The sequence below is a fragment of the Olegusella sp. genome, assembly GCF_057238325.1.
Map to the genome: position 1 here is coordinate 80,961 of NZ_DBHHGF010000007.1, position 14,877 is coordinate 95,837.

21 protein-coding genes are annotated in these 14,877 nt (G+C 49.8%); 20 read left to right on the forward strand and 1 reads right to left on the reverse strand.

Annotated features, from left to right (window positions below; all coding sequences use genetic code 11):
- Positions 1–12 precede the first annotated feature (12 nt).
- Positions 13–828: a sugar phosphate isomerase/epimerase family protein gene (locus ACO5JD_RS06380; RefSeq protein ID WP_484988523.1), complete on the forward strand. Its 816-nt coding sequence runs from the start codon at positions 13–15 to the stop codon at positions 826–828.
- Complete coding sequence (locus ACO5JD_RS06385) at positions 825–1,655, forward strand: sugar phosphate isomerase/epimerase family protein (protein ID WP_484988525.1); 831 nt, start codon at positions 825–827, stop codon at positions 1,653–1,655. Before ACO5JD_RS06380 ends, ACO5JD_RS06385 begins: the two co-directional genes overlap by 4 nt.
- Before the next feature lie 59 nt (positions 1,656–1,714).
- On the opposite strand, the gene ACO5JD_RS06390 is transcribed toward ACO5JD_RS06385, so the two are convergent.
- Positions 1,715–2,431, reverse strand: a complete 717-nt coding sequence (locus ACO5JD_RS06390; protein WP_484988527.1) for a GntR family transcriptional regulator — start codon at positions 2,429–2,431, stop codon at positions 1,715–1,717.
- Positions 2,432–2,512: 81 nt separating this feature from the next.
- Between ACO5JD_RS06390 and ACO5JD_RS06395 the strand changes: the two genes are divergently transcribed.
- From ACO5JD_RS06395 to rplN, 18 genes are all read left to right on the forward strand, one after another.
- Positions 2,513–3,313 (forward strand): BtpA/SgcQ family protein, encoded by an 801-nt coding sequence (locus tag ACO5JD_RS06395; RefSeq protein WP_484988529.1) that lies wholly within the window; start codon positions 2,513–2,515, stop codon positions 3,311–3,313.
- 10 nt (positions 3,314–3,323) lie between these two features.
- The gene (locus tag ACO5JD_RS06400; protein WP_484988531.1) at positions 3,324–4,889 is read left to right on the forward strand and encodes an FGGY-family carbohydrate kinase; all 1,566 of its coding nucleotides are present in this window, start codon (positions 3,324–3,326) and stop codon (positions 4,887–4,889) included.
- Between the two features lie 12 nt (positions 4,890–4,901).
- Positions 4,902–5,750, forward strand: coding sequence for an amidohydrolase family protein (locus ACO5JD_RS06405; RefSeq protein WP_484988533.1), 849 nt, complete (start codon positions 4,902–4,904; stop codon positions 5,748–5,750).
- Positions 5,751–5,760: 10 nt separating this feature from the next.
- Positions 5,761–6,192: a secondary thiamine-phosphate synthase enzyme YjbQ gene (locus tag ACO5JD_RS06410; RefSeq protein ID WP_484988535.1), complete on the forward strand. Its 432-nt coding sequence runs from the start codon at positions 5,761–5,763 to the stop codon at positions 6,190–6,192.
- Positions 6,193–6,194: 2 nt separating this feature from the next.
- Positions 6,195–6,986, forward strand: coding sequence for a PfkB family carbohydrate kinase (locus ACO5JD_RS06415; protein ID WP_484988537.1), 792 nt, complete (start codon positions 6,195–6,197; stop codon positions 6,984–6,986).
- 247 nt (positions 6,987–7,233) lie between these two features.
- Positions 7,234–8,244, forward strand: coding sequence for a hypothetical protein (locus ACO5JD_RS06420; protein ID WP_484988539.1), 1,011 nt, complete (start codon positions 7,234–7,236; stop codon positions 8,242–8,244).
- A 37-nt stretch (positions 8,245–8,281) separates the two neighbouring features.
- Entirely contained in the window at positions 8,282–9,169 is an 888-nt protein-coding gene (locus tag ACO5JD_RS06425; RefSeq protein ID WP_484988541.1) for a fructoselysine 6-kinase, read from the forward strand.
- A 387-nt stretch (positions 9,170–9,556) separates the two neighbouring features.
- A complete protein-coding gene (rplC, locus tag ACO5JD_RS06430) occupies positions 9,557–10,177 on the forward strand; it encodes a 50S ribosomal protein L3 (RefSeq protein WP_484988543.1) in 621 nt (206 codons plus the stop codon).
- A 10-nt stretch (positions 10,178–10,187) separates the two neighbouring features.
- Complete coding sequence (gene rplD, locus ACO5JD_RS06435) at positions 10,188–10,811, forward strand: 50S ribosomal protein L4 (protein ID WP_484988545.1); 624 nt, start codon at positions 10,188–10,190, stop codon at positions 10,809–10,811.
- On the forward strand, positions 10,811–11,116 hold the full coding sequence (gene rplW / locus ACO5JD_RS06440; protein ID WP_021626893.1) for a 50S ribosomal protein L23: 306 nt from the start codon (positions 10,811–10,813) through the stop codon (positions 11,114–11,116). The genes rplD and rplW overlap by 1 nt, the downstream gene beginning before the upstream one ends.
- A gap of 185 nt (positions 11,117–11,301) precedes the next feature.
- The gene (rplB, locus tag ACO5JD_RS06445; RefSeq protein WP_484988547.1) at positions 11,302–12,138 is read left to right on the forward strand and encodes a 50S ribosomal protein L2; all 837 of its coding nucleotides are present in this window, start codon (positions 11,302–11,304) and stop codon (positions 12,136–12,138) included.
- A 21-nt stretch (positions 12,139–12,159) separates the two neighbouring features.
- Entirely contained in the window at positions 12,160–12,420 is a 261-nt protein-coding gene (rpsS, locus tag ACO5JD_RS06450) for a 30S ribosomal protein S19 (protein WP_021626891.1), read from the forward strand.
- A 17-nt stretch (positions 12,421–12,437) separates the two neighbouring features.
- Positions 12,438–12,803, forward strand: a complete 366-nt coding sequence (rplV, locus tag ACO5JD_RS06455) for a 50S ribosomal protein L22 (protein ID WP_484988549.1) — start codon at positions 12,438–12,440, stop codon at positions 12,801–12,803.
- Between the two features lie 3 nt (positions 12,804–12,806).
- On the forward strand, positions 12,807–13,517 hold the full coding sequence (gene rpsC / locus ACO5JD_RS06460; RefSeq protein WP_484988551.1) for a 30S ribosomal protein S3: 711 nt from the start codon (positions 12,807–12,809) through the stop codon (positions 13,515–13,517).
- The gene (gene rplP / locus ACO5JD_RS06465) at positions 13,517–13,942 is read left to right on the forward strand and encodes a 50S ribosomal protein L16 (RefSeq protein ID WP_484988553.1); all 426 of its coding nucleotides are present in this window, start codon (positions 13,517–13,519) and stop codon (positions 13,940–13,942) included. The genes rpsC and rplP overlap by 1 nt, the downstream gene beginning before the upstream one ends.
- Positions 13,943–13,947: 5 nt before the next feature.
- Positions 13,948–14,160, forward strand: a complete 213-nt coding sequence (rpmC, locus tag ACO5JD_RS06470; protein ID WP_021626887.1) for a 50S ribosomal protein L29 — start codon at positions 13,948–13,950, stop codon at positions 14,158–14,160.
- 13 nt (positions 14,161–14,173) lie between these two features.
- Positions 14,174–14,440, forward strand: a complete 267-nt coding sequence (gene rpsQ / locus ACO5JD_RS06475) for a 30S ribosomal protein S17 (RefSeq protein WP_484988555.1) — start codon at positions 14,174–14,176, stop codon at positions 14,438–14,440.
- Between the two features lie 62 nt (positions 14,441–14,502).
- Positions 14,503–14,871: a 50S ribosomal protein L14 gene (gene rplN / locus ACO5JD_RS06480; protein ID WP_021734479.1), complete on the forward strand. Its 369-nt coding sequence runs from the start codon at positions 14,503–14,505 to the stop codon at positions 14,869–14,871.
- The last annotated feature ends 6 nt before the right edge of the window (positions 14,872–14,877 follow it).

The following is a 14,877-nucleotide window of genomic DNA, read 5'->3' on the forward strand; positions in this document are numbered from 1 at the left end:
AAGGGGCCGCTCATGAAATTTACGCTTATGAGTTACCATTATCTGCGTTATCCTTTGCGCGCTTACCTTGATAAGATGGAGCGGCTGCCGCTTGATGGACTCGACCTTTACTGCGTAGCTCCACAACTAAATCCTTTTGACTACCGGCTTGGAGATCTCATCCAGCTTGATCGTGATATCAAAGCTCGCCATCTCACTCCGTATGTTCTCACTGCTGAAAACTGTGCTTATCCCGTGAACTTGGCAACCTCGAATACAGTTACTTGGGAGTCAACAGTTCGCTACTACCAGCGACTTATTGATACAGCTGCTTTCTTGGATGCACCAAATATTCAGGTTTGTCCGGGATCCAGTTATTTTGATGATGATGTAGCTGCAGGGTGGGATAGGCAGGTTAAAGCGTTTCAACAGCTTACAACCTACGCAAGACGCAAGGGAGTAAATATCTTCCTTGAGACTTGTAAAACCACCACTACAAATTTAATCGTAACAAGCAAAGAGCTAGCTCGTTTCATCGCAGATGTAGGAGCAGATAATCTACTGGGTCTTTCCGACACCGATCAAATGGCGCTTGCGGGTGAGACTATTGACGACTACATAGATAACCTGGGTAATCGTTATGGATTTGTTCATTTTTCCGATAGTGATCACACAATACCTGGCACAGGAAATCTTCCCATGAAAAAGTATTACGAAGCACTCATTCGCCGTGATTATCACGGTTGGATTTCATCTGAGCTTTGCAGTAGGGATTACTACCGTAATCCTGATATGGCAACTGACTTGTATATCAATTACTTAAGATCTACCTTGGGGGCATGGTCATGAAGTTTATTCCTATGACACTGCACTATCTTCGCTACAGTACAAAAAAATGGCTTGACAAATTTGAACAATCACCTTTTGATTCTTTTGACCTATATATGAGCGCCCCTCAGCTCAATGCCTTTGACTATCCATTAGGAGATTTGATTGAGCTGGATCGTGAATTGCGTCGCCGTAAACTTTCCGTATACTCAATCACACCTGAGAATTGTACTTATCCATGTAACTTTGGCACGCAAAATCGCGAGACGCGTGAGTCATCATTACGCTATTATCAGCGCGTCATTGATACGGCACAATATCTTGGATGCCCAAATGTTCAAATTTCTACAGGGTTTGGCTACTTCGATGCTCCCGCAGAGGAGGCGTGGAGTCACGTCCAAGATAGTTTGGTGCTTCTTACTGAGTATGCTAAGCGCAAGAATATCTGTTTATTTCTTGAGGAAAATAAAAATACGACTACTCAGGTTCTCGTATATGCAAGCGACGTTGCAAAGATGCTTGCCGAAGTAAATGCTGACAATTTGACAGGCATGCTTGATACTGACCAGATGGTTTTCTCAGGTGAAACAATTGAAGACTATTTTCAAGCTCTTGGTAAAAAGATGGGCTACGTACACTTTGTCGATCGCGCTCATCTTGTTCCTGGCGATGGTGATTACAACCTTGAGAAGATATACAAAGACCTTAAGCGTAATGGCTATGACGGCGTGTGCTGTTTCGAGATAATGGATCGGCGTTATTTTCAAGATCCTGACGCTGCAATTGATGGATGTATTGAGTGGCTTAAAAAGAATACCGATGAATACAAGGATTATACAGGCGAATAATAATTAAATGAGAGCGACGATATGTTTTTCGATCCAATCGAGACTGACATGTCATGTCACTAGACTGCAAGGGCAAAGCGATCAGCCACACAGAGTTGCTGAGAAATACTTCGATAGAGGTCGCTATCATTGGAAACGACGCTATCGAGCTTGAGCAAGGGATGTCCCTTTTCGACATTAAGGTAACGAGATTCAGCATAATCAGCCAGTTTGATACTTACCAATTTAGAAGACGAGGTGTAGTGAATTCCATGTGAGGCAAGTACCGCATAGAGCGAAGCATCAGTGAGATCCTCGTTGAGTAGAAAGAGATAATCCTCTGAGAAATGTGAGGTTTCAAGTGAGACGGGTACGCCATCGGCATACCTGATGCGTGCAAGCAATAACACGCGTTCTCCATCCTTGAGTCTGAGTTGTTCTTGGTCGTAAGGAGTGGCATCTGTGAGCTCAAGCTTAATCGTTCGAGCGCCGGGTTTCATGCCCTGAAGCTTACACATCTCGCTGAAGGTTGTAACACCCGAAATTGAGCGGCTAAGCTTCTTGCTTGCGACGTAGGTTCCCTTTCCGGGATAGCGTTCAAGAAGTGGGCTTAATGAATCGTGCTCAAGTGCCTTGCGAACTGTAACACGGCTAAGCCTGTGGCGGCTGCTCAGCTCGTGCTCAGTGGGCAGGCGGGAACCTGGGGGATATACCCCGGAGCGTATATCTTTCTCGAGGGCGTGCGCAAGCTGGATATAGAGAGGGATTGAGGAGGACTTGTCGAGCGTATAAGACATTATTTTCCTTTATTACAAGACAAATTATCAATGTGATAGTACCTGATTATTAAAGCAACTATACGATGAAAGAGGGTTCACATGTGGACAACAGACGTTTTTGGTACTGAGAAGCCCATTATTGCCCTGCTCCATCTTGATGAGCTTCCGGGAGATCCTGCCTTTGGCGGGAGTATTGATAAGGTTGTAGAGCATGCAATCTACGATCTTAAAGCATTACAGGATGGTGGTGCAGATGGTATTCTTATCGCCAATGAATTCAGTTTGCCTTATCAGCCTATACCTGACATCGCTGTGATATCAGCTATGGGTTATATCATTGGCTGTCTTACGTCAGACCTTCGAGTTCCATACGGTGTCAATGTTGTCAAGAATCCCCTGGCAACAATCGACCTTGCAGCAGCAACTGGAGCGAGTTTTGCACGTAGCGCTTTTTCCGGTGCATACATGGGTGAATACGGCTTATACGTCTCAAATAATGGCGAGGCGGTGCGACATCGCAAGGCTCTCGGCGCAACTGATGTCAGACTTTTCTTCAAGGTTAATCCCGAAGCTGATACCTATCTCGTAAACCGCGATATCCAAGATGTTGCCAGATCAATTATGAGTGGAGGATTTGCTGACGCTCTTTGTGTTTCAGGGTCAGGAGCAGGGAAGGAGCCCAATGACGCTAATCTGCGCCTCGTTCATGAAGTTGCCCAAGCAAATGGTATTCCTGTTTTTTGTAATACAGGCGCTCGGGTCGACAACATAGCCCAGAAACTTCGTATTTGCGATGGAGTATGCGTTGGCAGTTCGTTTAAGAAAGACGGAAAACCTCGCGCTCGTGTGGATATTCGTAGAGTCGAAGAGTTTGTACGTGCTGCCAATAGTGTCAGGTAGGCGATGCAAAATGATTCCGGATTACTACCTAGGAATAGATATAGGTACTCATTCATCTCGTGGAATCCTGCTTGACAAACGCTTCGAAGTTGCCGCCGATGTCTCCTGTCCACACGGTATGGAAAACCCTCATCCTGGGTGGTTTGAACATGATGCCAAGAAAGTATGGTGGCATGACTTTTGCTGGCTTACGCATGAGATTATAGATAGAGCGAAGATTGCCCCTGCTCAAATTGCTTGCATAGGGCTTTCGGCACTTGGTACCGATTGCGTACCTGTCGATGAACACTGCGAACCTTTGCGTCCAGCCATCCTTTATGGTATTGATGCGCGAGCCTTAGAGGAGCAAGAACTTCTGACAAGTGAATATGGTTCTAAACGAGTACAGGAACTTTTTGGGCACCAACTTTCTTCTGGCGATACAGCGACCAAGATTTACTGGATTGCACGACATGAGCCGGACGTCTATGCACGAACCTATAAATTTCTTACAGGCAGTTCATTTATTTGCGCGCGGCTAACAGGAAAGTATGTTATAGATCGATCACTTGCCGAAGGTTCGTTTCGTCCTATTTACCGAATGTTGAGCGGCGAAATTGATGCTGATGAATGTCGTAGATACTGCAGGTTAGATCAAATTGCTACTCCAATGAACTCAACAGACATCGCAGGAAAAGTTACTGCTAGAGCTGCGGATGAAACAGGGCTTGTAGAAGGAACGCCTGTAATCTGTGGCACAGGCGATTCAGCTGCGGAGGGGGTGAGCTGCGGCCTTGTGACTCCTGGAACCCTCTTTGTGCAGTATGGCTCGACAATGTATTACTACTACTGTATTGACCGTCCAGCAATGAACTTCGTCTCCCAGACAAACCTTGGGACGCTGCGTGGCGGAAGAATCTTTACGGTGCCAGGTACTTTTAGTCTCGGTGATGGTACAAATGCTGCAGGTACACTTACGGAATGGGTTCGCAAGACGTTTTATGGCAAAGAGCTTGCTGCTGAGGCGGCAGGTGGTCCAAGTGTTTGGGACGTAATGCAGCGTGAAGCTGCGGTGGTACCTGCGGGAAGTCGCGGTCTAATGATGTTGCCTTATATCTATGGTGAGAGAAGTCCTTTGCAGGATCCTGATGCATTAGGCATGTATTTTGGACTCAAGGGGGGCCATGGTCGTGCCGAGTGCAATCGCGCTGCGCTTGAAGCGGTTGGCTATTCAACGCTGCAACACCTACAACTCTTTGAAGAAATGGGATTACCCACCAGTCAAGTTATTGTTGCCGGAGGTGGGACAAAAAACATAACTTGGATGCATATTATTGCTGACGTTATTGGTCTTCCTGTACATATGCCGCATGCACATGCGTGCTCTGCCTATGGTGATGCGCTTATGGCAGCTATAGGGATAGGTGCGATTAGAAACTTTGAGGCAATCCGAGACATTATTCCTGAAGGTACAGTTATTGAGCCGAACGAGGGAAACCATACGCTTTATAAGCAGCTCTTCCCGATCTTTTTACGCCTCTACCATGACAACAAAAAAAGTATGCATGAACTCGCGCATATATGCTCAGATCTTTAGAAATGAGGAACTATGGTTATTGACATGCATGTGAGGCCAGCACTATTTTCGTTGATCTGCGCAGATAAAGAACGTTTTGAGCGGCGTTGTAACGAAATGAATTTTCACCTTATGAGCCCTACAGCACCTGATTTGCTGCGCGCGCAATATAAGCTAGCTGATCTTGATCATGTAGTGCTCCTCGGCGAGGACACAAGTGCAGACAGTGGATTTACAGCGATTGGGAATGAGGAAATAAAACGAATCGTTGATGCGGAAGATGATGATTTTTATATTGGTTTTGCCGCGGTTGACCCTCGCTATGAGGATGCTGCGGAGAGATTAGAAGATGCTTTCGAGCGGTTGAGTCTGCGCGGGTTATACATCAACTGTGCAAAATTGCGTATATTTCCCAGTGATGCACGTCTTGAGCCGCTTTATCGAGTATGTGCACACCTCAGAAAGCCAGTCATATTTCAGGCGGGTCTTTCACTCGAAGCACATGCTGTCTCTCACTACTGTAAACCAATTAACTTTGAAGAAGTCGCTCTTGCCCACCCGACGGTTAAAATGTGTCTTTCGCATCTCGGCTGGCCGTGGGTGGAAGAAACTGCAGCATTACTAATAAAACTACCTAACCTTTATGCAGATACTGCGCTGATGTGTATGGGTAGCCCCGCTGAGTTTTTTGAAAAAATATTTCGACAAGATTTTGGTCGATGGTGGCTTGACCACGACTTGGCTAACAAAATTATGTTTGGATCTGATTCCCCAAGGGTCCGCCCTGTGCGTAGTAAGCGTGGGCTAGACGTCCTTGACATGGATGCGCGAACACGTAGGAAATTATACGGTGAGAATGCGGCTGCGTTTTTAGGGCTGTAGGAGGCTTGCGATGAAGTATGTACTACGTGAAGTAAGTATTCGTGCCACAAGAGAATTTGAGTTTATACAAATCAGTAATGCGGTGCGGAAGTGCGTGGTTGAGTCAGGAATTACTAATGGGGTTGCCTTTGTAATTACCGAGCATACCACAACGGGCATCACGATTAATGAGGGGTTGCCCTGTGTGGAGAACGATATTATGGACATACTCGATGGTATTGCTCCAGCAGACTACTCCTATAGCCACGATCATTACCTTTCAAGCTACGGCACAATTGGCGGAAATGCTCCAGGTCATATTAAGTCGCTTCTCACAGGCAACCACTGTGTGCTGCCCGTCATTGAAGGAGAACCCGTGCTGGGACATGCCGCAGATATTTACTTTGCAGAATATGATGGGATCAAGGACCGTCACTACCTAGTTTATGTGATGGGGGAATAGCAATGACACTCAGGACTCTTGCACTGGCAGATAATTGTATTGATGTGTACTACAAACTCGATCGTTACTATCTTACGGGTAATAGTATTGATTTTGCGATCAACTATCATCAACTCGGTGGCGATGTGACTGAAATGACTGTTCTTGGCAACGACCCTTTTGCGTTAGCTATGGAAACTAGACTTGCGGAGATGGGCTTGCCTTTGCGAGTTATTGCACATATTGATAAGCCAACCGGCATGGCAACTATGGATCTCGTAGGTAACGATCGAAAACATCTGCACTTCTCAGGCAATGTAATGGAAGACATTGAGTTTTCAGCTGATGACTTTGAGTTTATAAAGGGCTTCGACATTGTATATGCAGAACGTTGGGCAAAGATTGAACGCTTTGTTGCTGATATCAAAATGCCTAATCAGAAGTGGGTGTATGACTTTTCATTTCGCCTTGAACAGAAAAGCAACAGTGATATCCTTCCCTATCTCGATTACACATTCTGCTCGTATGAGAGAGATGATAGTTATATTCGAGATTACCTTGTGCGCACTCAGGCGCAAGGTCCGAAGTGTGCGGTGGCAATGTTGGGGGAGTATGGCAGTCTTGCGTATGATGGCGCGATATTCCATAAGGTGGAGGCAACGAAGGTGCAGGTTGTCAACACAGTTGGTGCTGGCGATTCCTACATTGCTGCGTTCATTTTTGGTATAAGCCTCGGTGAAAGCATTGATACGTGTATGGAGCGCGGTCGCGACAGAGCAACACAAGTTATCCAAACATTTAAACCGTATCTTTAGATGGTTATAAGCTGTAGCTGCGAATATGGAAGAAAATTTATAGCACTTCAGTGTTTCGGTCGAGCTGCTGTAAACAGGATCTCCTTTATGGGGTGACTTTCAAATGTGTGGAGATAGATGATCGATGTCTAGACAATATATAAATCTAAATGTATTTAATAGTATTATTGTAATATAATACAAAATACTTCAAATAGCTTATTACGTGTCAGGTAGTACCAGCACAGAATTGGAGAAGGGGAGTACCATGCAATACAAACCCGATCAGATTGCTACAATCGTTGAAGCGATCCTTGTGGATAAGAAAGACAAGGGTGGCATTAAAAATATCTATTTTGTTGGCTGCGGTGGTTCACTTGGTGCTCTCTATCCTGCGAAGACGTTTATTGAGCAGGAAAGCACAGGTCTTCGTAGTGCCTGGATTAGTAGTAATGAGTTTAATCACAGTATTCCGAAGGATTTTGGGATAAACTCGGTCATTCTACTCGCTTGTCATAAAGGAAATACACCCGAGACCATCGCGGCGGCGAAGCTTGGCAGGGAAAAGGGTGCTGCGGTTATTGTACTCACTTGGCTTGAAGAGTCTGAGATTGTACCCTTTGGTGATTATATTGTGCGCTATGCCTTTGATGGAAGCCCCGACCATCTTGCTGGTGATATTGATTATTCTGGCGAGAAGACACTCTGTGCCCTTACCATTGCAGTCGAGTTGGTAAAACAAACTGAAGACTACGCTCATTACGATGAATACTGCCAAGGTCTTTCAATGATTGACAGTATCATTAGAAACGCTCGCGTCAATGTTGTCCAGCGTGCAAAAGCCTTTGCCAAGTCTTATCGAGACGAATCAGTTATCTATACTATGGGTAGCGGTGCCGCATATGGTGCTGCCTATATGGAGAGCATCTGCATTTTCATGGAAATGCAATGGCTTGATTCCTCTAGCATCCATACAGGCGAGTATTTTCACGGTCCCTTTGAGATTACAGATAACAATCGAGTCTTTATGGTGCAGATCAATGAGGGCTCAACCCGTGCTCTTGATGAGCGTGCTCTCAATTTCCTTCGGAAGTATGGTAAGAAGATCGAAGTTCTAGATGCAAAAGAGCTCGGTCTTTCAATTATCGATGCGTCAGTTGTCGATTACTTCAATCATTCTTTGTTCAACAATGTGTATCCAATCTATAACCATGAACTTGCTGAGCTGCGCCAACATCCCTTGTCGGTGCGTCGTTATATGTGGAAAGTTGAGTACTAGGCTATAATAGAGGCCTTTGTCGCGAGAGGTCTAGAGGATGAATCCCTACAAGATCATTGCAATAGGCGATAATGTGTGTGACAAGTATTTGTCACGAGGCAAGATGTATCCGGGAGGGCAGTGCGTTAATACGTGCGTATATGCTCGAATGAATAACACCGAATCAGCGTACTTAGGGAAATTTGGTAGTGACAATGTTGCTGAGATTGTCGAGAGCACACTATCTGATCTTGGAATCGATAGCAGCAGGAGTCGCCATTTCAAAGGCGAAAACGGCTTTGCGCTGGTTACACTTAAAGATAACGATCGCGTTTTCTTAGGTTCAAATAAAGGTGGTATTGCTAGGGAGCATCCGTTTGACTTCACAGAGGATGATCTAATTTATATTAGCAAGTTTGATTTGATTTATACCAACCTTAATAGCTATATCGAGGCTGATCTTCCGCTTCTTATGTCTACCGCTGTCCCTATTGCTTATGATTTTTCAACACGTTGGACAGATGATTATCTGCGCGAAGTTGGACAATACATTACCGTAGCTATCCTGTCATGTGCTCACTTAAGTGATAAGGACCGCGAGCGAGAGATGAGAAAAGCACAGAAGTCAGGTATTTCTATAGTATTAGGAACAGTTGGAGAGAAGGGTTCCTACGTACTATATGATAACGAGCTCCTTTTTGTCGATGCTGTACATTCCGATTGTGTGCTCGATACCATGGGCGCAGGCGATTCATATTTTACGGCGTTTCTTTGTACAATGCTTGCCAACTCGTGTGAAGGTCAAATTGTTTTTGGCACCCATGCCAATATGATGCGCCGGCTGAAACAGGCAATGGATGTGGGAGCATCGTTTGCTGCGACAACAGTTAGTATGGAAGGTGCGTTTGGGCATGGTGTGCCGATTCAGGGGCGTGTCACACTGTAGTTGTTTAAAGAGGGACTATGGTATCGATAGCCTGAGAGGTGAAAAGACCTATAACCAAAACTACATTTGATGTCACTGGCTATAGCAGTGGTGCAAGGTGCTGCTAAGATCGCGGGGATACAAAAAAATCACACGTAGAGATTGTGGAGACGCCCGGCACAGTGTACACTAACAAGGCTGTGAATCTAGGGGATTGCTGTCTCGAGTATGACTCGTTTGGTGTGCTGACCGAATAAGTGCAGTTGAAGGCAGATACCTAGTGAAGCAGTTCCACACAGGATGTGGTCCGCTGGGGAGGATACGGCAGCGCAGGAAGGGCCTGCGATGTGGCGGTCCCAGGAGCTTAAGTCTCCGAGGTCCCATGACCACCGAGGGTAAGGAAAGAGCATGGTCAACACTATTATTGGCCGCAAGCTCGGTATGACACAGGTTTGGGATGACAACGACAACGTTGTTCCCGTTACCGTTGTTCAGGCCGGGCCCTGCGTGGTGTCGCAGGTAAAGACGAAGGCAAATGACGGCTATGACGCCGTTCAGATTGGCTTCGGTGACATCAGCGCAAAGCACGTCAACAAGCCGCTTGCTGGTCACTTCACCGCAGCTGGTGTCGAGCCTATGCGCTACCTGCGCGAGGTTCGTGTTGCCGAAGGTGAAGAACACACCACTGGTGACAAGGTTACCGTTGCAGACTTTGCAGAGGTCAAGGCAGTAGACGTTATCGGCACCTCTAAGGGTAAAGGATTCCAGGGTACCATTAAGCGCTGGAACTTTGGTCGTGGCCCCATGACTCACGGTTCGCGCAACCAGCGTCGTCCGGGTTCTATTGGTCAGTGTGCGTATCCCGCTCGTGTTCGCAAGGGTCTGCACATGGCTGGTCACATGGGTGACGAGCGCGTTACGGTCAAGAACCTCAAGCTTGTCCGCATTGATGCCGAGCAAAACCTGATGCTCATCAAGGGTGCTGTTCCCGGCGGCAAGAACGCCATCGTCCAGGTCCGCATGGCCTAAGGAGTACCACATGTCCAATATTCAGATGATCAACGTCGAAGGCGCAGCGGCTGGCGAGGTCGAGCTCTCTTCTGACGTCTTCGGCATTGAGCCGAACATCCCGGTGGTGCACCGCGCGGTCGTCGCCTACGAGGCATGCCTGCGTCAGGGCACTCATTCCACTAAGAATCGCCACGAAGTTTCTGGTGGCGGCGTCAAGCCTTTCCGTCAGAAGGGTACCGGCCGCGCACGTCAGGGCACCATTCGCGCTGGTCAGTTCCGCCACGGCGGCATCATCTTTGGGCCTACGCCCCACCTCCACGAGCTGCGCGTCAACTCCAAGGAGGTCAAGCTTGCTATGCGTTCCGTGCTTTCTGGCAAGCTGGCTGACGGCGAGCTCATTGTGGTTGACAAGCTCGCTCTTGAGCCTAAGACCAAAAATGCCGCTGCTATGCTCAAGGCTCTAAACCTCGAGGGCAAGCGCGTCACCATCGTTGTCGATGACGACGATGTCGATACCTACCTTGCATTCCGCAACCTCCCTGGCGTCTCCATTGTTGCCAACTCGGAGGCAAATGTGCGCAACCTCATCGATAACGCAGCCCTCGTCATGAGCGAGGACTCCGCTAAGTACTTTGGGGAGGTGCTTGCATAATGAAGTCCGCCTATGATGTCATCATTCGCCCGGTCGTAACCGAGCGTTCGTTCGATAAGATGGAGCAGGGTAAGTACACCTTTGAGGTGGCTCGTACCGCTCCCAAGGAGGAGATCGCGGAGGCTGTTGAGCAGCTCTTCGGTGTTCATGTCACCAAGGTCAACACTGCTTGGGTCAAGTCCAAGAACAAGCGTGTTCGCTACCAGGTTGGTTCTACCCGTACCTGGAAGAAGGCTATCGTCACCCTCGCCGCTGGCGAGCAGATTGAGGTCTTCGCAAACCAGCAGGCTGCTGCTGAGGAGTAGTGCCCACACCCACACGCAGCGCACTTTTGCGTGTGGGTTATTGTGCCGTCAAGGATAGATACGCGCGGCACCGTGGTAAGGCTGTAGACACAAGTTTGCAGCAAGAATGTCCGGTGTCATTCACCGGAGCCGCTATCGGGCTCCATCCCGAGGTGGATGGCCAACGGAGAAGAAGGGAATTGGGAATGGCTGTAAGGCACCTCAAGCCCACGAGCGCCGGTAGGCGTTGGCAGACGATTTCGGACTTTGCCGAGATCACCACCGACACCCCCGAAAAGTCGCTCTTGGAGCCCCTGCCCAAGAAGGCAGGTCGTAACAACAATGGTCGCATCACCACCCGTCACCAGGGTGGCGGCAACAAGCGCAAGTATCGTCGTATTGATTTCAAGCGCTGCAAGGATGATGTACCGGCCAAGGTCGCTACCATCGAGTACGATCCCAACCGCTCTGCTCGTATTGCACTGCTTCACTATGTCGATGGCGCCAAGACCTACATCCTCGCACCCGAGGGCCTCTCGGTAGGCGACAAGGTCATCTCTGGTACCAAGGATATCGACATCAAGCCGGGCAACGCTATGCCGCTGTCCGAGATCCCCGTCGGCACCTTTGTGCACGCCGTGGAGTTCCAGCCTGGTAAGGGTGCAGCAATCGCTCGTTCTGCAGGCACTTCCGTCCAGCTCATGGGCAAGGACAATGGTTATGCCGTCCTGCGCATGCCCTCCTCCGAGCTGCGTCGTGTTCTGCTTACCTGCCGTGCCACCATCGGCATCGTTGGCAATGCAGAGCATAGCAACATCGTTGTCGGTAAGGCTGGCCGCTCTCGCTGGGCAGGCGTCCGTCCGACAGTTCGTGGTACGGTCATGAACCCTGTTGACCACCCACACGGCGGTGGCGAGGGCAAAAACCACACCTCTGGTCGTCCTTCCGTCTCGCCTTGGGGCAAGCCATCCAAGGGCGCAAAGACGCGCGATCCGAAGAAGGCAAGCAACCGCCTCATCATTCGTCGTCGTCGTTCCAAGTAGTGCAGAGTAGGAGTTTTCAAAATGAGCAGAAGCCTCAAGAAGGGCCCGTTCGTAGAGACTCGCCTCCTCGCTCGTGTGGCGGCAATGAACGAGTCCGGCAAGAAAGACGTCATCAAGACTTGGTCGCGTTCCAGCACCATCTTCCCCGAGATGGTTGGTCACACGATCGCTGTTCACGATGGTCGCAAGCACGTGCCCGTCTACGTCACCGAGTCCATGGTTGGTCACAAGCTGGGCGAGTTTAGCCCGACTCGCACCTTCCGTGGTCACAAGGCCAAATAGAAGGGCAGGGGAGACACATGGCAAACACTGATACCATCGTGGTCGAGATTTCCGCGACCGCAAAGTACGTCCGCATGGCACCCCGCAAGGTCCGCATGGTCGTCGACCAGATTCGTGGCAAGCAGGTCGATCGCGCGCTCGAGCAGCTCGCCTTCACCTCTCGTGCTGCCGCAGAACCTGTCGCAAAGACCCTGCGCTCTGCGATTGCCAATGCTGAGAACAACAATGGCCTGCGTGCCAACAATCTCTACGTCAAGTATGCCTACGTTGACGAGGGCCCCACGCTTAAGCGAATTCGTCCCCGTGCAAAGGGCAGCGCTTCTCGTATCAACAAGCGCACGAGCCATATCACTGTCACCGTCGCACCTCGGAAGGAGGCGTAGGAAATGGGTCAGAAGGTTCAGCCGACCGGCTTCCGCCTCGGCATCACCGAGCAGTGGCACTCCCGCTGGTACGCCGATAAGGACTACGCCAGCAAGCTTGGCAATGACCTCGCTATCCGCAAGTTCCTCGAGAAGAAACTTGCACGTGCAGCTCTCTCCCGCGTCGAAATTGAGCGTGCTGGTGAGAAGGTAAAGGTCACCATCTTTACTGGCCGTCCTGGCATCGTTATTGGCAAGAAGGGCGCTGAGATTGACACTCTGCGCACCCAGCTTGAGGACATTGCCAAGGTTGGCAAGGGCAACGTTAACGTTGATGTTATCGAGGTTCGTCGCCCCGAGCTTGACGCACAGCTTGTTGCTCAGTCCATTGCCGATCAGCTTGAGGGTCGTATCGCCTTCCGTCGTGCAATGCGCAAGGCTGTTCAGTCCGCTCGCAAATCTGGCGCACAGGGCATTCGTATTCAGTGCTCTGGCCGTCTGAATGGCGCCGAGATGGGTCGCCGTGAGTGGTACCGCGAGGGTCGCGTGCCCCTGCATACCCTTCGTGCAACCATTGGTTTTGGTCAGGCAACTGCCCGTACCACCATGGGTGCCTGCGGCATTAAGGTCTGGATTTACAAGGGTGAGCGTCTTGCTGGCCAGCCTATCCCAACTCCCGAGCTCGAGGGTTCTAGCCGTCCTCGCCGCGGTCGTAATGAGAGGAGGGGTCGCTAATGCTGGCGCCTAAGCGTATTCGTCACCGCAAGGTTCAGCGTGGTTCTATGAAGGGCCAGGCAAAAGGCAATACTAAGGTCTATTTTGGCGATTTTGGTCTTCAGGCTCTTGAGCGCGATTGGATTACCAACCGTCAGATCGAGGCTGCTCGTATCGCTATGACCCGTTACATGAAGCGTGGCGGTAAGGTCTGGATTACCATCTTCCCCGACAAGCCCATCACCAAGAAGCCCGCTGAGACTCGTATGGGTAAGGGTAAGGGTAACCCTGAGGACTGGGTCGCTGTTGTTAAGCCCGGTCGTATTATGTTCGAGATTGGTGGCGTGAGCGAGGAGATTGCTCGCGAGGCTCTGCGTCTTGCACAGCACAAGCTGCCTATCAAGACTAAGATCGTGTCCCGCGCCGACTTTGGCGAGGAGGAGTAGCCATTATGAAGTACAAGGATATTCAGGCGCTCTCTGATGCTGAGCTGGCTCAGAAGCTGGACGAGGGTCGCGCGGAGCTTTTTAATCTCCGCTTCCAGATGGCTACTAGCCAGCTGGACAATACGGCTCGCGTAACGCTTGTCAAGCGCGATATTGCTCGCGTTCAGACCGAGATGCGTGCACGTCAGATCGCAGCGGACGCCGCTGCCAAGAACTAGACCGGAGAAAGATATGGCAGATACCGAAATCAGGAACGCGCGAAAGCTTCGCACCGGTGAGGTTGTCTCGATCTCTGGTGACAAGACCATCGCAGTTCAGATCACCTACCGTAAGCACCACCCCAAGTACGGCAAGATGATGACCATTAGCAAGAAGCTCCATTGCCATGATGAGAAAAACGAGTGTGGCCTTGGCGACACCGTCCGCGTCATGGAGACCCGTCCGCTGTCCAGGACCAAGCGCTGGCGCGTAGTGGAGATCGTGGAGCGCGCCAAGTAACGTAAGGTCACGTGTCAACCCTGCAGGCGTTGCTTGCAGGGAGGCAAGTACGGAGGAATGCAATGATTCAGATGGAGTCCATGCTTACCGTCGCTGACAACAGTGGCGCTAGGCGTGTCAAGTGCATCAAGGTCCTGGGCGGCTCCAAGCGCCGTTACGCAGGCATTGGTGACGTCATCATGTGCGCCGTCCAGGAGGCGACGCCCAATGGTGCAATCAAGAAGGGCGACGTTGTACGCTGCGTAGTTGTGCGTACGGTCAAAGAGACCCGTCGTAAAGATGGCAGCTACATCCGTTTCGACCAGAACGCTTGCGTTGTTGTCGATAAGGAAGGCGAGCCTAAGGGCACACGTATCTTTGGGCCTGTTGCTCGTGAGCTGCGCGAGAAGCACTACATGAAGATCGTCTCGCTCGCACCCGAGACGCTGTAAGGAGGC